The 3,527-nt window shown below is 72.6% G+C and carries 3 protein-coding genes; 2 read left to right on the forward strand and 1 reads right to left on the reverse strand.

The genetic code is table 11. From position 1 onward, the window contains the following. Both VM840_02055 and VM840_02060 read left to right on the forward strand, forming a co-directional pair. The coding region (locus VM840_02055; protein HVL80360.1) for a methylmalonyl-CoA mutase family protein at positions 1-652 on the forward strand (652 nt) is incomplete at its 5' end. A 93-nt stretch (positions 653-745) separates the two neighbouring features. Next, a complete protein-coding gene (locus VM840_02060; GenBank protein HVL80361.1) occupies positions 746-3,097 on the forward strand; it encodes an Ig-like domain-containing protein in 2,352 nt (783 codons plus the stop codon). Between the two features lie 18 nt (positions 3,098-3,115). Here the strand turns inward: VM840_02060 and VM840_02065 are convergent. Further along, positions 3,116-3,527 (reverse strand): metallophosphoesterase family protein (locus VM840_02065; protein HVL80362.1); only part of this gene is annotated, 412 nt, incomplete at its 5' end.

Here is a 3,527-nt window from a genome sequence, read left to right on the forward strand (position 1 = left end):
GCCCGAGAACAACGTCGTCCGCGTCGCCTACCAGGCCATGGCCGCCGTGCTCGGAGGGACGCAGTCGCTGCACACCAACTCGATGGACGAGGCCCTCGGGCTCCCGACGGACCGGTCCGCCCGCCTGGCCCTGCGCACCCAGCAGGTGCTCGGGTACGAGACCGGCGTGACGAAGACGGTCGACCCCCTCGCCGGGTCGTACTACGTCGAGTCGCTCACGGCGCAGGTGGAGGCGGAGGCCGAGGCGCTGCTGAACACGGTGCTCGAGCGAGGAGGCGCCGTCGAGAACATCACCTGGATGAAGCGGGAGATCGAGGAGTCCGCCTACCGGGAGGCGAAGGCGGTCGAGTCGGGGGAGCTCACGGTCGTGGGGGTGAACCGGTTCACGGTCGACGAGGAGGAGCCGACCGAGCTCCTGCGCCTGGACCCGTCCATCGGTGAGCGGCAGGCGTCGAAGCTCGACCGGATCCGCGCCGAACGCGACTCGGTCGCGGTGAAGGAGGCCCTGGAGGACGTCCGGGACGCCGCCCGCGGCTCGGACAACCTCCTGCCCCCGATGAAGGAGGCGTTCCGGCGGATGGCCACGCTAGGCGAGGTCTGCGACGTCCTGCGCGCCGAGTGGGGCACGTACCAGCCCGGCTCGACGCTCTAGCAGGACCGTCGGCCCCCGCCGTCGAAGACCGGTCCGCCGGCACACCAGGGGGGTCCTCTGAGACGCGCGACCGCGGTCCTGATCATGCTCACGTTGACCGCCTCGGTCCACGCGCCCATCGCGCGGGCGGAGGCCGGGGGACTCCTCCCACCGGTCCGCCTCGGGATCCCCGGCGTCTCCTCACTGGTCTCCGACGGAACGATCCTGTACGCCGTGGGGGCGGTCGCCAACGAGGTGTGGATGTCGCGGTCCTCCGACGGCGGGAACACGTGGGAGCCGCCCCGGACCGTGTACGAGGCCCCCGAGGGACACCATGTCCGCGTGCGGTCCGACGCCCATGGAGGGACCGTCGCGTTGGCCGTCGTGGGTGGGCCTTACCTCGACGGTTACGGAGGTGTCCTCGACGGATCGCTCCGAGCCCTCGTCTCCGACGATTCGGGCGGGTCGTTCTCGACCCCAGCCGTCCTCGAGGCCGACCTGGGGGCGGACCCGGAGTGGGAGTGGGACGTGGACGCGGGCGCCCACGGGGTCGCCGTGGCCTGGGTCGTCCATCCGCGGGGAGCCGAGGTTAGCCATCTCTACGTGGCCCAGGCGTCGGACGGCGCGAGCTTCTCGGCTCCCGCCGAGCTGGCGTCCGGACCGGGACTCGCCGCGCCCGCCGTGGTGTCCGGGTCGAGTCTCCACGTGCTCGCGGCGGCCGACGGGATCTCTGCATGGTCCGGCGAAGGCGACGGCTCCTTCACGCACCGGGCGCTGGGTCCCGGCTCGCTGCCCCGGTCGCGCTACGCGGCCGTGGACGGGGCGACCGACACGCTGCACCTGTTCGCGAACCGCGACGGTGCGACGCTCATCTCGGCGGCCCCCGACGGGTCCTCCGGATCGGTCGCGGTCCCGGGCGACCCCTGGCTGGGGAGCGTCGGGGCCGCCGACGGTGTCGTGGCCGTCGCGGGAGGCGGGCGGTTCGTGCGGTCGGGGGACGGGGGCACCACGTTCGGGCTCCCGATCGAGATCGCGGGGGGCGCGGCGCACGTCGCGGTGCACGCAGGCCGACCCGTCGTCGCCACCGACACCCGGTCCGACGGGTCGGTGATCCAGGTCTGGGACGCCGGGGTGACTCGATCGGCCCCGGACACACTGCTCACCTCGAAGCCCCCCGTCCGGACGAGCCAGACGACGGCCGGGTTCTCGTTCTCGTCGGACGATCCCGATGCCTCGTTCGAGTGCAGCACGGCGTTCGACGGTCCGTACCTGCCCTGCACCTCGCCGGTGGCCCTGTCCGACCTGGGAGACGGCCACCACTACTTCAGCGTCCGGGCCGCCTCGCCGGACGGCCACTGGGATCCGAGCCCCGCCTGGTGGTGGTGGCAGGTGGACGGCCAGATCGCCGAGGTGTCCATCACGGCCGCGCCGTCCGGGGTCACCACCGACGACGAGGCGACCATCGAGTTCCAGGCCAGCCGGGGTGTCCGGTCGCTGGAGTGCTCCTTGAACGGCCAGCCGTTGCACGTCTGCACCTCACCCGTCCATCTCACGGACCTGGCCCCCGGTCCGTACCGCTTCTCCGTCCTGGGCCGAGGGGCGAACGGGGAGACGTCCTCGGACACGGCGACCTGGGAGGTGGCGGTCGTCCCGGAGATCCGGATCGTGGACCGTCCGGACCCGTACGTCGGATCGCCGGACGCCCTGATCTACTTCGAGGTGAACGACACCTCCGCCGCCCTGACGTGCTCCCTCGACGGGGCTGCGTACCCGGCCGACGGATCGGCCTGCGCCTCACCGGTCCAGCTCTCCGGGCTGGGCGACGGTGAGCACGCCTTCTCGGTGCGAGCGGTCAACGCGGTCGGGGAGGCGGTCGAACGCGTGGACTGGACGGTCGAGTCGCCCCCGGACACCGAGATCCTGTGGGGACCCCCGCCGCACACCTCGTCCCCGTCCGCGTCGTTCGGGCTCGCGTCCACGCGGATGGACAGCTCGTTCCGGTGCGGCCTCGACGGGGAGCCCCTGAAGACCTGCTCCGAGCTGGTCGAGCTGGAGGATCTGGAGGAGGGACCTCACCAACTGGTGGTCGCCGCCTCGAGCCCCCACGGGTTCGTCGACCCGACCCCGGCCGGCTGGACGTGGACGGTGGACCAGACGCCTCCCGAGGTCGAGATCACCTCCCCCCGGCCCGGTTCGATCCGGCCCGGCCCCCGGGGGAGGGGACGTCGACGGGGCCGGGCCGTCGTCGCCTCGGGACGGGAGCTGCAGCTGAGGGCCGACGTCTCCGACGGGAACGGAGTGGCCTGGGTGGCGTTCTCGGTGGACGGGCGGCCCGTCTGCCACGTCGAGACCGGTCCGTACGCCTGCGACGTCACGGTCCGCCGCGGGAGGCACGTCGTGGAGGTGGAGGCCGTGGACCCCGCCGGGAACGCCACCATCGAGAACGTGATCGTCTGGGTCCTGTAGGGGGGCCGTGCCTCGGCGCTACCGGGCTCCCTCGACCGAGAAGGCCGGCTGGCGTTCGGACACCTTCTTCGGCTCGAGCTCGTAGACGCGGTAGGCGGCCCGGATCACGGGCTGGGAGACGTTGCGGACGTGAACGCCGCCCGGTGTGACGCCGCGTTCGGTGCCGACGTGTGCGTGTCCGTGTAGCACCAGGTCGCACCCCGCGCGGTCGACGGCCTCGGCCAGCAGGTAGGACCCGAGGAACGGGTAGATCTCGAGCCTCTCGCCGGCGAGCGTGTCCGGGACGGGGGAGAAGTGCAGCAGCGCGACCCGGACGTCGGTCCGCAGGGCGCGCAGCCGCCTCTCGAGACGGTTGGCGATGTCGCGCGTGTGCCGCACGAACGCCTTGATCTCCGGCTCCCCGAAGTCGGTCGCGCACGCACCAGCGAAC

The organism is Actinomycetota bacterium (genome assembly GCA_035540895.1).
In the GTDB taxonomy this organism is placed as follows: domain Bacteria; phylum Actinomycetota; class JAICYB01; order JAICYB01; family JAICYB01; genus DATLFR01.